At 41.8% G+C, this 15,646-nt stretch carries 9 protein-coding genes; 3 read left to right on the forward strand and 6 right to left on the reverse strand.

Annotated elements, in window-relative coordinates; all coding sequences use genetic code 11:
* Positions 1–164: 164 nt before the first annotated feature.
* Positions 165–2,690, forward strand: coding sequence for a YHYH protein (locus tag KUL10_RS14900; RefSeq protein WP_158525401.1), 2,526 nt, complete (start codon positions 165–167; stop codon positions 2,688–2,690).
* A gap of 189 nt (positions 2,691–2,879) precedes the next feature.
* Positions 2,880–5,129: a hypothetical protein gene (locus KUL10_RS14905; protein WP_110429745.1), complete on the forward strand. Its 2,250-nt coding sequence runs from the start codon at positions 2,880–2,882 to the stop codon at positions 5,127–5,129.
* 77 nt (positions 5,130–5,206) lie between these two features.
* Here KUL10_RS14905 and KUL10_RS14910 read toward each other — a convergent pair whose 3' ends face one another.
* Positions 5,207–6,049 (reverse strand): AraC family transcriptional regulator, encoded by an 843-nt coding sequence (locus KUL10_RS14910; protein ID WP_110429746.1) that lies wholly within the window; start codon positions 6,047–6,049, stop codon positions 5,207–5,209.
* Between the two features lie 143 nt (positions 6,050–6,192).
* A complete protein-coding gene (locus tag KUL10_RS14915) occupies positions 6,193–6,534 on the reverse strand; it encodes a hypothetical protein (protein WP_110429747.1) in 342 nt (113 codons plus the stop codon).
* Between the two features lie 82 nt (positions 6,535–6,616).
* Here KUL10_RS14915 and KUL10_RS18545 point away from each other — a divergent pair, with 82 nt between their 5' ends.
* Positions 6,617–6,802, forward strand: a complete 186-nt coding sequence (locus tag KUL10_RS18545; protein ID WP_146216788.1) for a hypothetical protein — start codon at positions 6,617–6,619, stop codon at positions 6,800–6,802.
* A 56-nt stretch (positions 6,803–6,858) separates the two neighbouring features.
* Here the strand turns inward: KUL10_RS18545 and KUL10_RS14920 are convergent, their stop codons facing one another.
* From KUL10_RS14920 to KUL10_RS14935, 4 genes are all read right to left on the reverse strand, one after another.
* Positions 6,859–11,154 (reverse strand): zinc-dependent metalloprotease family protein, encoded by a 4,296-nt coding sequence (locus KUL10_RS14920; RefSeq protein ID WP_110429748.1) that lies wholly within the window; start codon positions 11,152–11,154, stop codon positions 6,859–6,861.
* Between the two features lie 125 nt (positions 11,155–11,279).
* Positions 11,280–12,431 carry a PLP-dependent cysteine synthase family protein gene (locus KUL10_RS14925; protein ID WP_110429749.1) on the reverse strand — a complete coding sequence of 384 codons (1,152 nt, stop codon included), beginning with the start codon at positions 12,429–12,431 and terminating at the stop codon, positions 11,280–11,282.
* Positions 12,432–12,553: 122 nt separating this feature from the next.
* Positions 12,554–13,165 carry a thioredoxin family protein gene (locus KUL10_RS14930; protein WP_233499847.1) on the reverse strand — a complete coding sequence of 204 codons (612 nt, stop codon included), beginning with the start codon at positions 13,163–13,165 and terminating at the stop codon, positions 12,554–12,556.
* Positions 13,158–15,251 carry a protein-disulfide reductase DsbD gene (locus KUL10_RS14935; RefSeq protein WP_110429750.1) on the reverse strand — a complete coding sequence of 698 codons (2,094 nt, stop codon included), beginning with the start codon at positions 15,249–15,251 and terminating at the stop codon, positions 13,158–13,160. The genes KUL10_RS14930 and KUL10_RS14935 overlap by 8 nt, the downstream gene beginning before the upstream one ends.
* Positions 15,252–15,646: the final 395 nt, after the last annotated feature.

A 15,646-nucleotide genomic window follows, 5' to 3' on the forward strand; every position in this document is an offset into this window, starting at 1 on the left:
AAAAATCGTGGAGTTTTGCTCAGTTTAAAGACGACACTCTTCCATTCATGTAAATTAACAAAGTGTAAACTTCGCTAAACAATATAGGGAATTAGCAGATACCAATTGAAACATGCTGAATGGACTCAAAGCGCAGTTTTAATACTTTCAGTCCAGGTGCCACTATGAAAAAAACGTCTATTTTGAATTATCGAATCTTGCGTATCCTCTCTCATTCATTGTTTCTTACGGGTTTAGTCTTAACACTAACTGCTTGCGGTGGCGGAAGTGATTCAAGCCCAGAGGTGCCAACAGATCCGACACCCACACCGGTAACCAATAGCGCACCAACAGGAGAGGTCAGTATTACCGGTGGCACAATGGTGGGTAACACCTTAAGTGCAGATGTTTCTTTAGCAGATGCAAATGGACTTGGAACCTTTAGTTATCAATGGCGACGATTGAGCGGTGGTGTTCACAACGATATTGATAATGCGACCTCAGATAGTTATCAATTGACTGAGAGCGATATTGATTTCACTTTGTCTGTCAGCGTTAGTTATACAGATGGAGACGGATTTGCAGAAAGTGTGGATAGCAATGAAAGTGAAATCATTACCGCAACACCTGATTCGAACTCGGCAGGTAAACCAAATATCTTACTTATCATTGCCGATGATCAAGGCGTGGATGCTTCAGCACAATACAGCTATTCGAACGATTTACCACTGACACCAAATCTAACGGCGCTAGCAAACCAAGGGCTAATTTTTGATAATGCATGGGCAACACCTGCTTGTACAACAACACGCGCGACAATTATTACGGGGCAACACGGCATTAACAGTGGTGTTGACTTTGTGCCAGCCGTTATGGATTCGAGTGCACTAACACTTCAAAAACATATCAAGAGTTTAGACAGTGATTATCAAACAGCGGTTATTGGCAAATGGCATTTAGGCGGTGCAAACCCTGATTTGGATCATCCTACAGACAGTGGCGCTGATTATTATGCGGGCACTATTACTGGAACAATCGACGATTATTATGATTGGCAGTTGACTGAAATGGGTGCAACCAGTCAACGCGGGGATTATCACACCACTGGCATCACTGATTTAGCTGTCGATTGGTTGGCTGAACAAAATTCCCAAGAGCGCCCATGGTTTCTTTGGATGGCTTATGTTGCGCCTCACTCTCCGTTTCACTTGCCTCCTAGCGAACTTCATGAGCGCGATGATTTAACCGGGACTGCTAGTGATATTCAGAATAATAGACGAGATTATTATTTGGCGTCAATTGAAGCGATGGATAGTGAAATTGGTCGCCTACTCGCTTCATTACCAGACAATGAACGTGAAAATACCTTAATCATTTACATAGGGGATAATGGAACGCCTGCTGGTGTAATTGATACAGAGGTGTTTAGTACGGCGCATAGCAAAAACACGCTTTATGAAGGCGGCATTCGCGTCCCGATGTTTGTTAGCGGCCTAACTGTTGAGCGTCAAAATGAAAGAGAAGATGCATTGATAAACAGTACGGATATTTTTGCTACGGTGAGTCAGTTTATCGGTGGAAACAATACTCAAATAAATGATAGCTATAGCTTTTATCATTTATTTAGCAATGGCGAAGAAGCGCTTCGAACATACAACTATTCAGAATTTACTCGTGATAATACAAGTGGTTGGTCGGTAAGAAATCAAGAATACAAATTGCTTTCAGTGGACTCTCAATCTCAAGCTTTGTATCAAGTGAACAACGATATTAATGAAGAGCAGGATTTAAGTGGCGACAATGCTTTATCGACAGTCTTGAATGAACTCAATCAAGAAGCAAATCGTGTGAGAGGTATTCAAAACACGCCAATTGATATCACCAATGCAATATTAACTAACCGAAGTGGCAGTTGTACGGATTATATTGAGCAATATCAGTCTACTGTTTTGGATGTCAACAATAGCGCCGTTTTCAATGGTGACATAAAGATATCGCTAGTCGGTGATAAGTGTCATTTTGACACCAATAATATTCCTAACCACGATTTTAATGATGGCGATGAAAGTTTTCCTCATCATGTGGCAGAGCAAGATGCGCAGTTAGAAATAACGGCAAGTCCCACGCATGCATCCACGACTACTGGTTTAAGTTTAGCGCTTAACAATGCCGTTATGTTGAATGGGGTAAAGGTCGATTTGTTAGCGGCGGCGTGTTTTGGCGTTGGCAATGAAAAAACAGGTTGTGGCGACCTCGATCAACCTTGGCGCTTTGACCCTATGCATGAAGCCAACGAGTTCAGAGTGGACTCGCATAATGCTCATTCTCAAAATGATGGTGCCTATCATTACCATGGCAAACCCAATGCATTATTTGATGATAGCGATGACAGTGCACCGTCTCCTGTCGTTGGTTTCGCAGCGGATGGTTACCCCATTTATGGTTCGTATTTTGATGACGGTAGCAACATTCGAAAAGCACTTTCTAGCTACCAATTAATAAGTGGCGAACGCCCATCAACCACTGGAAACCCAGGTGGAACCTACGATGGTAGCTTTAGAGATGACTATGAGTATATTCAAGGAAGTGGCGACTTAGATGAGTGTAATGGCATGACCATCGATGGCGTTTATGGATATTTCATTACAGATGGGTTTCCATATGTTTTGGCTTGCTTTAAAGGAACACCAGACCCGTCGTTCAACAAATAAATTGTTTTTTGGCGACGTTTTTACCTATTTAAAAACGTCGCTTTTTAAATGCATTTTGTCGTTTTTTGGCGTTTTTTAACTAATCTAGCGCGTATTCTCACCCCACCTAAGCGGCGGATGACTTCAGCTTAATACAAAGCTAAAAGTCACTGCCAATATCATGTTGTAACTCGTTTAGTGGAGAGTGAGATGAAACATAATCAACACCTGCAGTATTTGCGATTAACCCTTTGTGCAACCGTGATTTCTAGCTTGATGGCTTGTGGAGGTGGCGGATCAGATAGCGCTCAAACTGCACCTGCACCTGTTCCCGCGCCAGCATTAGCACCTAATCAAGCACCTACAATTGGCAATTTACTTGCACAAGAAGTGGCGGAGCGAACAAGTATGATCATCGATGCTGATGCGACGGATACCGACGGCTCTATTGCCAGCTACCAATGGTCGCAATTATCTGGGCCTGCTGTAGAGCTGGGTATCAGTGATACTCAATCTCTTTCGTTTGAAGCGCCAACGGTTGAGCAAAACGAAGAGATCGTGTTACAACTCACTGTGACAGACAATGAAGGCAGTAGTACAACTGAGTCCTTGCAAATCACCGCTTTAAATACTCACTTTGAAACTGATATTCGCGGTAAGATTAGCCTTGACGGTGAACATCAGGGCGATGTAAGCGTGCGTTTTCAATATGGTTCGATTCAATTAAGCAGTCGTACTGATGCGCAAGGCGATTATCATTTTGAGGCTGAGTTACCTTTGCCAATTCAGCAACTACCTTATCGAATTGAGGCTGATACCGAGCATGCAGTGCTTTCAAAAGTAGACTTTATAGAGTCTTTGCTTAATGAGCGTGATATTGCACGCTCACCTTTGGCGTTTTCACAGAATGTGAGTGATATTGATAGTGAAGTAAAAAGCGAAATAAAAAGCGAAAAACAGACAAACAGTATAGAAATAAACGAACTAACAACTTCTGAAAGTGCACTGCTCAGCGCCTTATACGAGCAGCCAAGTCAGATTCTATCTGAAGCGTTTATTGATAGCGATGAGTTCAGCAGTTTGTTCGACCATGTCAGTACTGCAAAATTCATAGAACTATCTGCGTTTATGACTTACATGCAACAGAACGATATTCCCGCGCCGACACCGTTCACCTTTGAAAATCTAGCTTTGTTAATTGAAGAAACACAGGCAGCCACTGAGAATTTTGATACAGCCATGTCTGATATTTCTGCATCCCTCGCAAGTGCTCAAGCCAATCGCGAAAATTTTGATGATATCGCATCCGCGCAATTCCCGTTGACTGTATTTCCCATTTTAGCCAGTGCCAAAAATACAGTTCGATTGGGTATTAACTTTGATTTTGTTTATCGTTTTGAATCAGAAGATCACGTACTGGTGATAAACAATGATGGCAGTAAAGTATTGGCTAGTTGGGAAATATTAGACAACGGAAAGCTTAGAGTCTCTCGAGATGATGCTCAAGGGTGGTATCAGTGGAGTTACAACACTGCTGAACACGGAGTCTGTTCAGAAAAAGCCACTTCAAAAGATTGGAGTATGATTCGCAAAAGAGGTAACGCACCTGACGCCGCGCTTATCGACGTTAATTATCGTGTTGAGTGTGAAGATGGCTATACAAATGATTTCTCTACACCACAGTATGTATCGCTTGTGACTGAAGACAACTCAAAATCGTTCAGGGTTAATGAGTTTAACGACAAGCTATTGGCAATTGAATTGCCAGGTGAGGAAGCAAGAGGAGATAACTTCGTTGCTAATGTGTTGAGATTTGATAGCGACATGAGCGGCGTTAACCAAGACTCAGGAGAAAACTTTACGTGGTCAATCGATAACGGCGTCACTTCTATTAGTTTTGCTAGTGGTGAATCTGTAAACGTGCATAAAGTACAAGAAAACAAACAAGGTGCTTATGGTATTGTTCAAATATATACAGACCAATCAGGTGCTTTGTACTCAAATAAAGGCATGATGGTGGAGGTCACTACCGACCAGGGCTTTGTGAATGAAGATGATTATTACGGCGTATGGCGTTCTGGTTTTGATGTTAGCCAAGCTAATCAGCACCGCAAAATGGGATTTTCGATAGTGCTGAGCGCTAACGGGAACTCAGAGAGAATATCATCTAATTTTTATGATAACGAAATACATACTTCAACTTCGCCGATGATATGGGAAATCGAAACAGGTCAACTTGTCAACTATCGGTCTATATTAGGGGGGCAGTTTGAACGTTGTTTACCCTCAGAAGATACAGAATGTTGGAATTTAAATGTTAGAAAGTGGGACTTATTAGCGCAACACGGCAATCGAATATATGTAAGAGAATCATTGTATTATAATTTTTCCAGACCTGAAAATAATCAAGAGCTTGCACCCTTGAGTGACTCTAGATTGAATTTCTATCAGATTGATTAGCTTAGTGGTGTAAGCAAAGTATAATTATGAAGTAGAGTCCTCTTAAAATAGCGGGCTTTTTTATGTTTGGGCTTGTATTAGCGCTTCAATGCCGCAATTTTAGAAGGATGTATGTGATACGCCTTTGCAAACAATCGCGTGAATTGAGCTTGGCTACTAAACCCACATTCGATCATCACTTTTTTGACCGCTGTACCTTTGCATAAGGCTTCATAGGCTTTTTTCACTCTTACGTAATTAATGCGTTTAGCCGGTGTGCCTAGAGAGAGTTTCTTCATTTTACGTTCGAGTTGGCGCACTGGCATTCGCAAATTGTCAGCAAGAAGGTCTACCGAAAAGTCAGGATGACAAAAGCTAGCAAATATCGCCGCGTCTAATTGCTTCGTAAAGTCTTCGCGTTGTTCCGAGTTATCTACCAACAAATGCAGATTGCTTTTTTGTTCAATGGCTCGGCGAGCGACACTTCGCAATAAATTGATGATGTTAGCCACTTTAAATAAAAGCTCTTCCGTGTTAAAGGGTTTGCTTATTACTTCTATTCCACCGTTTGCATACGCACTTGCATGTTGATCATTATGATTTGCTGAAGCAAGCAAAAAGATGGGTATGTGCTGCGTGTTAGAATCTAATTTAAATTGTTGTAAATTGCTAATAGAAGAGTGTTCGCCCCAATCGCTCACTATGACGTCTGGTTCAAATTCGATTGCTTCGTTGTATAGCTGATCAAAAGTATCAGCGTAATGGGCGATAGCATGCTTTGAGAATAGCAGTATTAAAAACTGTTTTAATTCTGGGTTGCTTTCGTGGATCAATATTTTACAGTTTTCAGGAAATGAGCGAGCCAGTTGTTCTTGTGTGCTTAATTCGTTGGCATGTAGTTGTCGAACTATTGCATCTTTATCTGCTTTTATTGGCGTCACATTAGATACTCGCCAGATTAATCCAAGTTTATTTTTGTCTTTAATTGCTTCTAAAACCCACTCGTACTTTGCATAGACCGTGTTTATTAAGGCAAGATCTTCTTCGTTAAAAATGTCTTCAAACTTATCAAAGGGGCAACCGTTTATTTCAAAAAAAATGCAATGTTTTTAGCGTTATCAGTGATTTTTTGAGTGACCGTAACAGAAGATGGTGTTGATGAGTACCGAAGGATTGACCCTAAAACACAGGCAAGCACCGAAGCAATTGATTCGCGATTAAACATAGCCAAATGCACCTCTTTAAAATGCCACGTAAAGTTAACCGAAACATTTTTAAAACTGGTTTCATACGCGATGAAGTGTTTAACAAATTCATCTTGGATAATTGCCATATTTGAATGTGACGTTTGAGTCGTCAATTGATTCAAAGGTTTACTTTGTGCTTTGATTTGCTTTCCTCCTGACGCTTTTGGAACACCCATCATTCACGACGTAGACGTTAATAGGTCGCTCTATAAGTTTATTTCGGCCATTGCCTGCAAAACATGTGAACTGAAATGTTGGAAAATGACTAAGAGGTCAGTGAGCTGTGTCGATACTAAGTACAAACGAGAAGAACTTGTTACGAATAGACATCAAGCCACACGAGCTGATAGTGACGATGATAACGACGGTGTGTCTGACTCTTCAGATGGGTTTCCATATGTTTTGGCTTGCTTTAAAGGAACACCAGACCCATCGTTCAACAAATAAATTGTTTTTTGGCGACGTTTTTACCTATTTAATAACGTCGCTTTTTATTTTACGTTTTAAGCAAATCGACGCCTTAAAAATAGCAAGGCTAACAACCCTAACAACAGCATTGGTGAAGTGCTTCCACCGCCACTTCCGGATTCTGTACTTGTTGGTGTAGGACGTTCGGTTCTTGATGAGTCTAATGGAAACGCATCTGAAGAGTCAGGCACACCGTCGTTATCATCGTCACTATCAGCGTTATTACCTATGCCGTCACCATCTGAATCGGTTGTTTCGGCGGCATTATATGGGAACGCATCGGATGTATCATCGACACCGTCGTTGTCATCATCATTATCAGCGTTATTTCCAATGCCATCACCATCAAAGTCTTCGGTTTCTGTGGCATCTAATGGAAACGCGTCATTTGCATCTGCAACACCGTCATTGTCGTCATCGCTATCTTCGTTATTGCCGGTTCCATCGAGATCGGTATCAAGCCATTCGTTTGGATTAAGAGGAAAAGCATCATCTTGATCTAGGTACGTGTCGTTATCATCATCAGTGTCAGCATTGTTACCAACGCCATCTAAGTCAGTGTCTACCCATTCACTTGCGTCTAAAGGAAAAGCATCATCAGTATCAATATAACCGTCACCATCATCATCTTCGTCAGCGTTGTTGCCAATACCATCTAAGTCAGTATCCAGCCATTCGCTTGCGTCAAACGGAAACATATCCTCGGTGTCAGGCACGCCGTCGTTGTCATCGTCTGGATCAACTGAATCGTCAATACCGTCTAGATCGTTGTCACGGCGGATATTAGGATCATCTGGATTAGCGTCTACGCTATCAACTACGCCGTCATTATCATCGTCGGGGTCCAAGTAATCTAATATGCCATCTTCGTCTGAGTCAGTTACGCCGGTGCTGCTAATAGGAAGCCCTTCTATGGGTAAAAATTCGTCAGTAGATGTGATGGGTGGTTCACCCAAGCCTAATTCATAATCTACGTAGTCAGTCCTGCCAGCTACCCACATTTGTCCTGTTGCATCAACCGCATAGTTTGCTTCTCTCGTAGCATAGGCAGTTGCCCAGAGGTTATCAGATGTAACAGAGGTTAGTCTCCTTATAGGGGACGCGCCTCTTCCCAATCTGGGGGCTGATTGGGTGGCGGATGTCCATAGTTTGTTTTCTTGATCGATACCGATGAAGCCATAAGTGGCATAACTCTTCACTTTCCAGTTTTGCGTATTAGACAAGGTCAGTGGGTAATAGCCCAGCTCATTTCGTTCTTCTTGGGTGATACTGTCTTGCATGAAATTGTTTGAACCTAAGCCATATATGCCATCTTGTGTGTCGACAAACATGCGCCACAAGGAGAAAAACATATCTTCTACTGGTACATCAAAATCGATTGGAGACAAAAAACTATTGCGTAGAGGGCGTGCCAACGAGCTAAAACGAGGAGTGCCGGAGGTCCATACTTTGCCTTCGTTGTCGAAAAAAGCACTGACTTCGTCAAACTTTCCACCTTTCCAATTATACAGCCCATTTAACTGCACAACATTCAATGGAGTATAGGGGAGGGACTGTTTGTGGGCAGGCAAGTTTTCTGTCGACAAATAATTACCTAGCGCCCAGATACTGCCATCTGCTTTAAGTGCTAATGTGGCGGAACTAAACGTGTCACTATCTTGCAGATCAACCCAATCATTGTCAGTACCGATTTGAACGGGGCCAATAATGTCATTGCCGCCGTCGCTGAATAACTGTCCTTCTTGACCTTCAAACCACAACGAGCCGTCAGCCTTTAGTAAATACAATGCGCTTTGGTTTAGATCAAAATCTACCCAGCCGGATGAACGTAAATGTGGTTGGCTGTAAATAACGTTATCAATAGAATTACCCCATTCATATAAATCACCTCGATGGCTTAAAAACAGCGTTCTTCCTTGTATGCTCGACAGCTTTTGTTGATAGGGCAGTTCTTGACGCGGTAAGGGTAAAATGTTGATTAACACAGTATGAGTTTGCTCTGAGCTCACGTCTTTTACGGATAACTCTAATTGATCTGATTCAAAATCATTATTGGGAGAATAATTGAATGTATGCTCCATTAAGCTAAGCTCACCAAAACTAGGAGCTTTGACTACCTCGTAAACTAAATCATCGCCATCAATATCTTCACCGGGCAATTCTCTTAAAAGCGTTTGTCTAGGTTTAACAAATACGTTTACCTGTTCAGGCACTATGGGTTCGTTGTAAATTGATCTTTCAACTGAAATGTTGACGTCTTTTGTGGTAGTCAATTCGCCATCAAAAACAACCACAGATATGCTTGTTTCACCAAACAGTTCACTTGTTGATTTTATGGTTATAACGCCATTTTCGTACGCTATCGCATCTGGGTTAATCAATGTTTCATCGTTTGAAAGGGCAGAAACTTCGATCAGATCAATACGTGACTCATCAATTATCTTCAATGGTATCTCGACGCTTTGAAGTTGTTGTAAAACAGCATTTTCCTGGACTTCAATCATCGGCGCTTGATTCACAAAACCTTCGGCGACAATCCAGATTTGTTTTACTTCATCAGCATTTCTCACTTGGACCTGAGCAAATCCATTTGTGCTATTTTGATTTTCAATAACAAGTTGGAATTGATCATTTTCCAATGGCGCTAGTGTGACTGAAAATTCGTTATAGTTACCTTGGTCAACAATACTGACTGAAGGGTTATTAGCATTTTCGATGACAAAATCAACAGTAAACACGGTTTCTGCGCTAGTAGACTCAAATACTGTAGGCAGGGCAATATTGTTAGCGGATGATTCTGCTAGGTTGATTATGGCGGGTAAACTGTACAGGCTTTTGATTTCAACTTGTTGGTCATCAACCCATTCATATGATTTTTTGGCCGCCACAGAGATACATAAGTTTGCCACTCGACTCGAAGGAATAGTGATCAACGCGCTATTGTCACTTATTTCTGGAGTGAATGTGTAATTGGTAGAGAATCGGTCGAAACGACACTCTTCATTCGAGTGCCACCTCGCTTCAAGTTCAAAAGCATCTGCATTTGGAAACTCATCCCAGCTTACTTTGAGTTCACGCGGCGTATCAGTTTTGCTCACCTGAATATTGGTAGGGGCACCTGCTCCTCGAAAGTTGGCAACAATATTAGCACTTTGATTCATCATTAATGAGTTGTCGGCTGACTCTGGGTCTGTTCTCTCTATACCGACAGCAGCATCGCCATCTAAAACACGCGGATTTGAAAAGTAAGGGATAGTGTCACAAAACCCAACTTCATCGTTACAGCGATCATTGTATGACATGATGGTTTGTTTTTTGTTTTCAGTATCTACAAAACCGTAGTTGAAATAGTCGTTACCGCCGTCTTCTACATACCGGTCATGCTTTGCAGCAAGGTTGTGACCAATTTCGTGCGCAAATGTTAGATTACCAAAGCAACTGTCGCTAGTTGAGCCTAGGCCATAAACCTCATCGCTCCAACCTGATTCATCTACGGAGTACCAAGCTTTGCCGCATACAAACCCGATTCTTCCACCAAAAAAGTGTACAAGATCAGCTTGGTATCTGTTTCGTAAGTTGGGCAGATTTTGATACGCGCCCTGTGCACTTAACATATCAAACAAGTTATCGTCTTGATTGGCGTCATTGACCTCAATCACCGCTGTCTTTACAAGGTTGATGTCTATTTCAGATGCTTCAAAAGCGGCATTCGTTTCAGCAAATTCAAGCTCAATTAATGCTTCAATATCTGGATGTTTACTCTTGGCTTCGCTACTGTAGTAAACCAATACGTTTATCTGATTCTCTTGCTCAAAACCATAGCTTTTGTGGCGTTCTAATGAGCTTTGTTGTCCTGATGAGCTTTGAGCATTGCTTGACTTTTCCTTCGGCAGGTTACGCGAGTCAAGCACATCAAGTTCAGAGCTTTGTTCGCGCTCCGCAATTTCAGAATTGAGTACGAATTCATAGTCATTTTCGTGGTGCTTAATCAAATTCCAAACCTGACCATTTACCCTCAGGTGCCCACTGAGCCCGTAATCAGATTGAATTAAACTTAAACTTTGATAAGCATCCGTTTGCCCCAGCCAGATTCGGTTTCCATTTGCAGTAACGTTTTGTTTCATTGAGCTAAATGTATACTCGATATTTTCAACGCTGACTTGAATTGAGTTAGACTGAGCAATTGAAAGCGGGATATCTTGCTGTTGCAGTTGAAGAGATGAGCTGTGTAACTCACCTAAACTTGATTTAAATAGCGATTGTAATGTGTCTGCTTGAGACGGTTGGCAGCATATTATCGAGAGTGCTGCAGCACTGAACACTTTTCTCATGACTTTCCTTTGCCTTGCTCTTCCTTAATTTACTAGAGTAATAGTTGAGGTAAAGAAAGGCAAGAATTCGAAGCTATGTAAAGAAGATTAAAACAACCGCTTTTCGCTATTTTGAGCTCTCTTATTCAATCCAATAGAAATAACTGCGTTAAAAAAGGTGAGACATCAATTCCTTTTTCTTTTCGCCATTGTTCATTGTGAATACTTTTGAGATAACGCGATCCCTCATCGCAGATCAAAGTCACGATACTGCCTTTTTGATTGTTTTGCTGCATTTCGGATGCAAGTTTTAAAGCGGCAAATACATTTAAACCTGTAGAGCCACCGACTTTGCGATTTAACAAGTTTTCTAGCCAAATAGCGGTAGCGATGCTCGCCGCGTCGCTGACTTTAACCATTTTATCAACAATGTACGGATTGAATGAGGGTTCGTATCTTGGCCTGCCTACACCTTCAATGTTGGATGGTGAGCATTTGAATACCTCGTTGCCCGTTGTGAATGACTTATCACTGGTTCGTACTGACGAATAAACGTCATAAAAAACAGAGCCTTCAGGATCGGCTACGCACAACTTTGTGTCTTTAATATTTGCTGATTTATAGCGAATATAGCGTCCAATAGTGGCAGACGTGCCACCTGTTCCTGCACCAACGACTACCCATGAGGGCACGCTAAAGGGTTCTTCACTCATCTGTTCAAATAAGCTTTCAGCAATGTTGTTGTTGCCTCGCCAATCAGTTACGCGCTCAGCATAGGTAAACTGATCCATAAAATAACCGTTTTGCTGATCCGCAATTTCTTGAGCTTTGACATATATTTGATCGGATGCTGCATAAGCAATTGTGCCACCGTAGTGCTTAATGCTTTCTAGCTTTTCTGGAGAGGTGCCATCGGGGACCACTGCAACAAATGGAAGCCCTAATAAACGCGCAAAATAGGCCTCGGATATAGCAGTAGAACCAGAGGATGCTTCGACAATCGTGGTGTCTTCAAATACTTTGCCATTGCATAAAGCGTACAAAAATAAGGAGCGGGCAAGCCTGTGTTTTAAGCTGCCTGTTAAGTGCGTTGATTCGTCTTTAAGGTAAAAATCAATATCTTTAAACGCGTTTAACTTGAATTTGAGTAAGTGTGTATCGGCGCTTCGTTTAAAGTCTGCTGATATTTTTTGGATTGCACTTGCCACCCAAGCTCGTTGTTGATGACTGCGTGCGCAATCAACCGTATTTAAAATACCTTTATCGAAAAGTGACTGATGAAGCGCGCTTATTGTCATGCTGATACCAAAACGTGAGGGTTGAATGTTTACTATGTTGTTAGCTTGCCTATTACGCCTTTTTTAGGTCGGCATGTAAAGATGCAATTAGTGTTCGGGTAACAGCTGACTAGAGTTTGTTTCTAACTCTTATACTTTATTGAACAACCATAAGGCGGCGTCAATGGTTTAGCAATTTTTTCACCTTTAAGATCAGCTGCCATGGCAAGGTCAAAAAACGCTTCGGCCTTTGGAATATCCGCAGGGTTTGCCGATTTAATACTGTCTATGCCTCCGGCGTAAACCAAATCGCCCTCAGGATCGATGATATACATATGCGGTGTTGTTTTAGCCGAATAAGCCTTGCCTACATCACCTTCTGGGTCAAAGAGTACATGGCTTGGAGATGCATTGCGCGATTCTGTTAACGCTTTTGCTTCATCCGCTTCTACATAGCCTTGCTTACCTGGTGCAGACGAAATAATTGACAACCAAACAACATCTTGTTCAGTGTACTTTTGCTGCAGTGCTTGCATGTTGTTGCTTTCGTAATGTTTTTTTACATATGGGCACAAGTGGTTAGTCCACTCTAAAACGACATGCTTGCCTTTGAAGTCAGACAGAGAGACTTGTTTGCCGTTTTTATCTTGCAGTGTAAAGTCTGGTGCGGGTGCATCAATGTTGACTTTTGCAAGTGCATTTGCGCTCACTAAAGATAAGGTGAAAAGCGCGGTTGTTATCAGTTTTTTAATCATTATTTAGCTCCTGTTTTGCTTGTTCAATTGCATCAATGACGATTGATGGGGTTAACACTTGTGGTAAAACGTTTACGTGCTTTTCGCCAGCATAGACCACATATAGTGGCACACCAGCGCGCTGATATTGCTTAAGGTAATCAAGGATGGCTTGGTTTTTATTTGTCCAATTACCCAACATATAGTGAACATCTGGCGCTTCAAATTTGTCCAATACCGCTTGTTTGCTCAATGCAACACTTTCATTCACTTTGCATGTAATGCACCAATCCGCGGTCATGTTTACAAATACGACTTCTTGCTTTTGTTTTAGTTCATCAAGCGTGTTTTGGTCATATGGCACATGATTTTCAGCGCTTTGAGCAGCGTTTGAAGCGGTATTCGCCTGTTGTGGATTCAATAAAAATAAAGGCACCGCGATACTGGCTAACACGCCTAAAATCAATATCACTCGCAGGAGTGAAGATGAGGATTTTGAAAGTCCCCACGTGAACATCGCAAAGCTAATTAATGACAGTATCAATAAGAATTGCGCTACCGCATTTGTCTGCCCTAAATACACCCAGACTAACCATGCTACGGTCGCGAGCATCGGAAATGCTAAGGCTTGTTTGAACGTTTGCATCCAAGCGCCAGGTTTGGGCAAGAAAGCTTTTAACCTACTTGAGATGAATAACAACGTGATAGGCAGCGCAAAACCAAGCGCAAGCGCATTAAAAATAGCGAAGCTGACATAAGCATCACTCACAAGTGCAACGCCTAGTGCAGCGGCCATAAATGGTGCTGTACAAGGTGAGGCAACGATCACGGCCAGCACCCCAGTGAAAAAATGAGATTTGGCACTATTGCCTTCGACCAAGTGTTGGCCAAAACCTGCCAATCCACTGGCCATTTCAAACACGTCAAACAGTGCAAGCGCAATAAAAGTAAATAAAAAGCTTAGCAGTACAATGAATAGGGGCTCTTGCATATGAAAACCCCAGCCAACAGCTTGACCGGTTTGTTGAAGCACATAAATCACAAGTGCGAACAAATTAAAGGAAATTAAAACACCTAATAAATACGCCCACTTTTGGCCCAATGATTCATGTTTTTGTTGTAAAGCCATTGCCTTCATCGACAAGATTGGCAACACGCAGGGCATAATATTTAGGATAAGCCCGCCAATAAATGCCATTAAAAGATATAGCCACAGGCTGGTCGCTTCAGAAGCCCCTGTGCTTAAATTTAATGTTTGATTAACGCTTGTATCCAGATAAAACGCCTGTTCGCCATTACTGAGTAACCATTTAAGTTCTTTGGGGTCGTCAAACAGATAGTCCGATTTTGGAATTAGCCATTGTTTGATTGCGTCGTCACCAGTAATCGTTTGTTCAGCTGAGTGTTGTATTGCATCGCTTCTAAACGGAAAGAGTGTCCAGGTCTTTGTAGCGAAGTTATTGATATCTGAAGTGTCTACTTCCACCACTATATGGGATTCGCTGAGTTCATGCTTTCCGTTTAACGTTTGTTGCATGGGTAAGGCCAATCGAGTGCGTTCAAACATAGCGCTTTGGCTAGACTTCGCGGTTTCATCACTCAAAGGCAGTGCAAGCGTTAAGTCCGCCCAACCAGGAATACAGTCTTCCTTGCACACTAGCCAAGATAAGCTCGCATTTAGTGTCAGTTCAGCAGGTGTGTTATCTAAATTTTTAACCTCAATCGGCAACATAAGTAATGTTGCCCCTTCATAACCATAGTTGGTGAGATGCGCAACGGGGATTGCTTTGGGAATCGGCCACTCAATTTCACCAACGGAGATGTTTGTTTGAGAAGTGATTTCGATTTTAGGTGCTTCGCCAGAGTCCCCGGGGTTTCGCCAATAGGTATGCCATTGTTCGTCAGGCTCTAGGAGCACGCCGACATAAAAAGTAGAGTTTAGTGTGATTGTCTGGTGTTCACTTATCAAAGAAACAGTGATGTGAGGTGCGCGCGCTTTGGATGCTGTCAGATAGGTGGTTTCAGCATTAGCGCTAAAAATACCGCAAATAAAGGAGAAGATTAGAAACAAGATGTTGAGGTAACTATGCTTTTTTAAGGCGCGCATATGGTTTTGGTTGTCGTTATGTTTGTAGTCTTATTATTTAGGTTGTTGATACGACAAAGCAAGTTGCTTGGATTGTTTTTTGATCTAACGGGTTTCTGCTTTGATATGAGCTTGGTTTTTTGTATTTAGCGAGAAGCTCGCTATCCCACATCTGATGTCTTGCTAAACCACAAAATGAAATGTTTGAATATTTTTGAAAATCAGTAGTTTAGTAATAAAAATGTGTATAGTGAGAAAACTCGCTTTACTCAGGCTCGCTAAATACGGTTTTATTTAAAGTTTGATTTATTAGTATTGTTGATTTAAACGTTGTATAACAAGGTTTTAGAATACATAGGTTGGTGGGATGAAAGAGTTGTACGATTGTTTATATTCGGTATTCTTGCTAATAAGTT

Source organism: Glaciecola sp. KUL10, from assembly GCF_003203515.1.
In the GTDB taxonomy this organism is placed as follows: Bacteria; Pseudomonadota; Gammaproteobacteria; order Enterobacterales; family Alteromonadaceae; genus Glaciecola.